The sequence below is a fragment of the Streptomyces sp. LS1784 genome, from assembly GCF_020103755.1.
GTDB lineage: Bacteria > Actinomycetota > Actinomycetes > Streptomycetales > Streptomycetaceae > Kitasatospora.
Genome location: NZ_JAHSQD010000501.1, coordinates 1 through 6131, shown reverse-complemented (window position 1 = coordinate 6131; position 6131 = coordinate 1). Strand labels below are relative to the sequence as shown.

The following is a 6131-nucleotide window of genomic DNA, read 5'->3' as shown; positions in this document are numbered from 1 at the left end:
GGGTCCAGGCAAGCCAGGCCGATCTCGTTGAAACGGTGGATCACATCCCGCACCGTGTCCTCGTCCGCCTGAACCAGCTGGGCGATCACCGGGACTCGGTTGCCGCCGGCCGAGGCCAGCAGCATCATCGCCCGCCGGTAGCGAACCGTGCTTGTGCTGCCCCGACGCACGATCCGCTGTAACTGCTGGCCTTCCTGGTCCGTGAGTCTGCGAACCCTGACCGGCTCCGCCACCGGGCCCCCTTCCGAGCTGAACGTCTCACGACATCCAACCGGCCGAAGGCCCTGCGGCGCCAACCCGGTGAACCTATGCGGTCACAGCACTAGCCGAAGATCATCTTTCGAGGCACGTGAGGCACAGCAGCATCAGAGAGAAGTGCCAACGCCTGCGATCGTCGAGCCAGGTGCGTGTCGTCACCAACGCGTATCGTTCGGCCATGAGCGTGCCGGACCTGATACCCATCAGGCATGAACCCCATTACCGCACTGCCTCGATCGGCCGTTGGGACCGAGGCCAGTTCTTCGCACACGTGACCGGCGTGTTCATGGGTCGGGAAGGCGGCGACTGCGGCCGCCCCGTGAAGCGCTGGTACGCCGTCTTGCACGAGTTCGACGAGAGCGGGCGTCACATCGACTCCACTATCGAGGCAACAGGGACCGTCCCAGACGGCCCCGAGAAGATGCCTGTGGTAGCAGCGGCTCGGGAACTGTTGGACGGGTGGCTTGGCGCCTTGCCTGGGCGGAAGTTCGGCGACATCAAGATCGCGCCCTTCGCTGAGCATTGCGAAGGTGTCCTCTTCGGCCTCGTCCTCGAATGTCACGGCGAGTACGCCGAAGGCGAGGAACAGGACGACTGGGCCGAGTTCTACCCGAACCGTCTCGGATTCAGCGCCCCCTGGGACGGCTCCTACGACACATGATCAGGGCTGGCTCACAGCCGGGGCCTGAGACCGTGTTTGAGATCTGCAACAAGGCAGCCGGACTACCGAACGAAGTCCTGCCAGAAGGGGACGTTCGGTCGCGGGTTCCAAGTCTCGGGGTGCTCGTACCCTTCTTCGAACTCGGCACTGATGTACTCGGCGAGGTCTTCGCCGTAGTAGATGATGTCCGTACCCCAGATCGAGAGGACGGGGTGCCCGTGGGTTCCGCTGCCTGCGGGGAGGAACCGGTGCGCGTAGATCGGTACAAGTTTGGGCACCGCTGTCAGCTGCACCTCCGCGGCGGCCTGGGCGGCCTTCGGTTCAGCGGGGCGTGTGCCCCATGAGGTGTGCCAGTAACCGTGCTCGACCTCCAGCAGTACTCCCTCGGTCGGCCACGCGAGTTGGGAGCGGAGATCGTCGGGGTTGCCGTTGCGCCAGTCGGGCCAGGGCTTGTCCCAGGTGGCTCCATCCTGAGGTGGCGAGCTGACGGGCAGGCTGGCTGCGAGGAAGGCGCGGTGGTCGTCGGAGAACTGGATGCCGTACTCGGATTCGATGCGGTCGAACTCGTCGTCGCTGAGGCCGGGTTCTATGGGGCAGCAGTCGGCCTGCCGCAGGCGGCGGGCCGCTTCGGTCCCGAGACGGGCTGCGTTGATGTCGATCACAGCGTGACAGTAGCGTGTCTGCCAAGCTCAGTTGAGGTCTCTCGGGCTGCAGCGCGTGGGCCAGGGCGGGTGGCGGGGCGGCCGCGGGTGAGTCGGCGGACCATGATGCCGATCATCGCCCAGCGGATCATCGTCTCGGAGTGGCCTGGGCTGGTCTCGTAGTCGCGGGCGAGGCGGCGGTGGGCGGTGATCCACGAAAGGGTGCGCTCGACCGCCCACCGCTTGGGCTGCACCTGGAAACCTCGCTGCCCGGGATCCTTGCGGACGATCTCCAGCTCGCGGCCCAGGATGGTGGCGGCCCAGTCGACCAGGCGGCCGGCGAAGCCCTGGTCTGCCCAGATCTTCTTGACGCCGGGGTGGTCGAGACGCGCCCACAGTAATGGGCGCTGAGCTGCTCTGGCTTTCTTGACGCGGAAACGTTCGCGGGTCTCGGGCCAGGGCGTAGCGCTGTCGTGGCCGGTGCACCCGGTGCCTCCGCAGTGGGGGCAGGTGCCGATCGGTGGCTCGCCGTTGTGCAGCCCCACCCAGCCGTACGCCTGGTCGCGCTCCAGCATGTCTTTGCGGTGGACGAGGTAGCCGACGAGTTCCTGCTTTTCCCAGAGCTCGGGGCCGTACTTCCCTCCGCCGCCCCCGATCTTGCGGACCATGGCCGCCAACTCCCCCTTGGAGTGGCCGGCCATCAACGCTCTGATGCGCTCGAACAGCTCGTTGGCCGGCGCCGCCTCGGCTTCTTCGGCCGCGGTGCGGACTGCGGGGAACACGGCCAGGGGGATGAAGTCCGCGGGCTGCGCCTCGCCACGCTCTACCCGGTCTTCGTACTGGACGAGGAGGCTGGCGAGTTCCTGCGTGGAGAACATTCCGGGGTGAAACTTCTCTTCGTCGAACCCGCTCTGGCGGACCATGGCCGCCAGTTCCGCCCTGGAGTGGCTGGCCATCAGCGCCGTCGTGCGTTCGAACAGCACCGCGGCCAGCGACTTCTCGGCTTCTTCGGCCGCGGTGAGCTGGACGGGGAGCACGGCAACGGGCGAGGCAGTGTGGTCCGCGGGCTGTGCCTGGGCGCCGGCGCATACGCGGTTGAGTGCGTCGTGGTAGCTGGTGTGCTTGCCCTGGGCGTGATTTTTTGGCGAGGTTGGGAGCCACTGATCGAGTGACCTTCCCAACTGGGGCGGAGTGTCCGGGTGCTGGAGTCCCAAGGACGCCGTTGGCTTGTGGCTGCGGGCCCGCAGGTCGCCTCCCTGACAAGTCGCGGCCGGGGCCTGTTCCTGTCGGATGTCAGCGAGATGCCTCACCGGCGTCTGCGACGCGGTTGAGCTCGGCACCGGGGTACGGCGTCTGCTTGCTTTCCGACAGCAGCCGGCGGTGGAAGCCGTCCAGGACGACGCTGGCCCGGGCATGCCGCTCGACGATCACAGCGATCTCGGGCGGAACAGCCTCGGGCCTCCGACCTGCGATCCACTTCTGAAGGAACACGTCTGCTTCGATACCGGCCCGGACGCGGTCGATCAGGTGGTGGATCAGATGGCTCGCGGTGTAGTCGCGGTCGTACCCGAGGTGGTCCGAGAGGAACTGCTGCTCGGCTGCTGAGAGCTCGAAGCCTGAGCTCAGGGCCAGTCCGAAGTCCGCAAAGTAGATCAGCCGGCCGTCGGTCAGCAGGTTGTTGAAGTGGGCGTCGAAGTGCACGAGCCCGTGAGAGCTCATGAATGCCGTGCCCCGCGCCAAAGCATCCTCCACCCACGCAGGAGAGCCGCCGCCGGTGGCCACCGCAGTCTCCCCGTGCTCGCGCAACAACGTGCGGAGTGTCTGCGGCACGTGTTCCAAGAACAGCACCAGGCTGCGGGAGGATCGGCCGATGGCTTCCAGGCGCTCGCGTACGGCCTGCGAGCCTTCCCAGTGGGCGACCGCTCCGTCGATGCCCCCGAACTCGTCCACGAAGTCCTCGGGAGGGGAGTCGGGCAGGACACGCCAGTGGTACATCAGGGGAAAGCCCTCGTACTCCTTCCCAAGGACCCAGTTGGTGGTCATGATGTGGACGGCCAGCTCGCGCCAGGCACCGAACCCGGCCGAGCCCACTCCGTACTGATAGAACGTCGGCAGACCGAAGAGGTTCGCCGTGGACCGAACGTTCTCCGGCTGGGTCTCGACGTCTGTCAGCGGCACCCTCTTGACGAAGACCCGCGTCCCATCGATGTCCAGCTCCGCCGACCTGCCGCCGATACCGGATCCGACTGAAGGAGCGGACGCCACGATCTCGCCGAGACGCCGGTCGCTCAGTAGGGACAGGCGGGTGGCGACGGTCCCGTAGGCGGCCAGACGTGCGTCGTGCTGAGATTCGGAGTGGCGCATCGACGGCTCCTCTGTGCCCCCGGACCAGGGCGTCGGTGATCGCTCAAACGTAATCGACTCCCGCCGCCAAGGTCAGCCTCGGACTGCAAAACCGCCCGGTATCTGATTTGCCACCACTGGTACCCGAACCCACCGAAAACGTGCTCCCCAACCACCCAGAAAAACTCACCCTACCCGCCCAAGCCCGCCGGACGGCCCACAGCGCCCCTGTCACGGCCCCGCACGGCTACGCTGGACCCGCCCCGGCCCCGGCGGTGATTCCACCCCACCACCAGGCCGTCAACGCCCCCGACGGGGACCACCGCTCCCCCTGCTGCTCCCCGACTGTTTCCCCGACCATCTCCCCGACCACCGCCCATACGGCAGTTTCGGACGTTTCCGCAGGTCAGAGACTCTGTTGCTCAATTAGAGGCCGGTGATCAGGCTGCGAGTTGGTGGGCGAGTCGGGTGAGTCGGCTGGTCCGGGGGCTTCGGGTCTGTTCGGTCCAGTGGGCGTCGAGTCGGATGACGTTGATCGCGGTGGCGGAATAGGCGTGTTGGAGGCTGGTCCTGGGCAGGCCGCGGTAGCGGGCCCGGCGCAGGTCGGTGAGGTCGAGGGCCTGGTTGATGGTGCCCTCGACACCAGCGCGGAGGGCGTACTTGGCTTGCCAGGTGTCGGTCTTCTGCTCGGCGCGGGCGGCGGCGACGGTCTCGTGCAGCTCTCGGGGCCGCAGGGTGAGCATGCGGTTGCCGCGCGCCGCGGTGGTGCACTTGTCGCGGGACGGACAGGGGCCGCAGTCTGCCCGGGCGAACTCGATCACGATGGCGTCGTGGCCGTGCTGCCGGACGGGATACCAGCCCGCGCTGGTGCGGCCTTCCGGGCAGCGGACCTGACGAGCTGTCCAGTCGACGCGGAAGGCGCTCTTGTCGAAGCCTTCGGCGGCCCGGGCCTGCCGGGAGTGGTCGGCCAGCAGCGGTGTGATCATGGCGATGCCCTCGCCTGCGGCGGCGATGACCAGGTCGGCGGAGGGATAGCCGGAGTCGAGGTAGTGCTCGCCCGGCTTGATCTGCCGTTGCGTCAGACGATGCTGGATGCCGGCGGTGGCAGTCACGTCCGGCTCGGTCGCCACGGTGGTGGCCACGTCCGTGATCAGGTTCGGAGCCCGGGTCCGGGCCCCGGCACGGTCGTCGCAGGTCTCGGTGAGGTGGACCTTGTAGCCGCACCAGAACAGCTCGTCTCCCTTGGCGGACCAGCGCGCGTCGCGGTCGTAGGGGGAGGCGAGCCGCAGATGGCCGGGCGGGACGCCGTCCACCTCGGCCTCCCGCTTCCTGACCACCTCCCGTCCCCGGGCGTCGGTGTGCACGTAGTAGGTCTGCAGGAAGATCCTCCGCAGCAACTGGACCGCCTCGATCTCCCGCAGCCACACCGGGGCGTCGGGCGCCTGGAGCGCATGCAGCAGCGCGAGCGCGTCCTGGCCGTAGACCTCGGCCAGCCGGTCCCGCTTCGTCTTCGACGAGGGCAGCCGCCACGAGTCGACCCTGGCCGCATAGCGCAGCTCCAGCTCCGCCACCGGCATCGCCTGCCCGAGCCAGGCCGGCGCCGCAACGGCCAGTGCCTCCAGCGCCGCGCGCACGCTCTCCCCGGCCAGCTCCAGCCGGTTCAGGTCCCGCACCGCGCTGATGACATGGGTGGAGTCGCCACGCTGCTTGCCCCCGGCCGTGATCAGCCCCTCCTGACGGCAGTGCTCCACCAGCCGGTCGAAGAGCAGGCGCTCCATGCCGTGCTCGACCAACCGGGCCCGGAACTTCGCCAACACGGTGAAGTCGAACCCCGGATCGGCAAGTTCCAGGCCGAGGGCGTACTTCCAGTCGATCGCGCGGACCGCCATGTCCGCGGCCTGGCGGTCGGTCAGGTTCTCGGCGAACTGCAGCACTGTGACCAGGGCCAGCATCCCCGGTGACAGGCCCGGCGCCCCACGCACCCCGAACGCGGACGCGAACGGCTCATCCGCGAAAACCTCCGCCAGCTTCTCCCGCACCCGCATCGCCAGCGTTCCCTTCGGGAACGCGGCCGCCGCGACCAGCGCCGTCCGCTCCGGAATCTCCGGCAGTCCCGCCGCCCTCATCGACACCCGCACCACCCCCGCGACCACCTGCCCACGAGACGACCGCAGGAGCGATCATGCCGCAGTCAACCGACCCCGCGGCCCGAATTGAGCAACAGAGTC

The 6131-nt window shown here is 68.1% G+C and carries 5 protein-coding genes and 1 pseudogene; 1 reads left to right on the top strand and 5 read right to left on the bottom strand.

All coding sequences use genetic code 11. The features are described from left to right. On the bottom strand, nt 1–233 hold a 233-nt coding region (locus tag KS423_RS35955; protein ID WP_224283944.1), incomplete at its 3' end, for a helix-turn-helix domain-containing protein. A gap of 203 nt (nt 234–436) precedes the next feature. Between KS423_RS35955 and KS423_RS35950 the strand changes: the two genes are divergently transcribed. Continuing rightward, on the top strand, nt 437–919 hold the full coding sequence (locus tag KS423_RS35950; protein WP_224283943.1) for a hypothetical protein: 483 nt from the start codon (nt 437–439) through the stop codon (nt 917–919). 62 nt (nt 920–981) lie between these two features. Here the strand turns inward: KS423_RS35950 and KS423_RS35945 are convergent, their stop codons facing one another. From KS423_RS35945 to KS423_RS35930, 4 genes and pseudogenes are all read right to left on the bottom strand, one after another. Further along, nucleotides 982–1581, bottom strand: coding sequence for a hypothetical protein (locus tag KS423_RS35945; RefSeq protein ID WP_224283942.1), 600 nt, complete (start codon nt 1579–1581; stop codon nt 982–984). Further along, nucleotides 1578–1943 (bottom strand): annotated as a pseudogene (locus KS423_RS35940) (transposase); the annotation flags it as partial. The gene KS423_RS35945 and the pseudogene KS423_RS35940, both read right to left, overlap by 4 nt. A 910-nt stretch (nt 1944–2853) precedes the next feature. Further along, the gene (locus tag KS423_RS35935; protein WP_224283941.1) at nt 2854–3924 is read right to left on the bottom strand and encodes a protein kinase family protein; all 1071 of its coding nucleotides are present in this window, start codon (nt 3922–3924) and stop codon (nt 2854–2856) included. A gap of 419 nt (nt 3925–4343) precedes the next feature. Beyond that, complete coding sequence (locus KS423_RS35930) at nt 4344–6029, bottom strand: IS1182 family transposase (protein WP_224283940.1); 1686 nt, start codon at nt 6027–6029, stop codon at nt 4344–4346. Between the last annotated feature and the right edge of the window lie 102 nt (nt 6030–6131).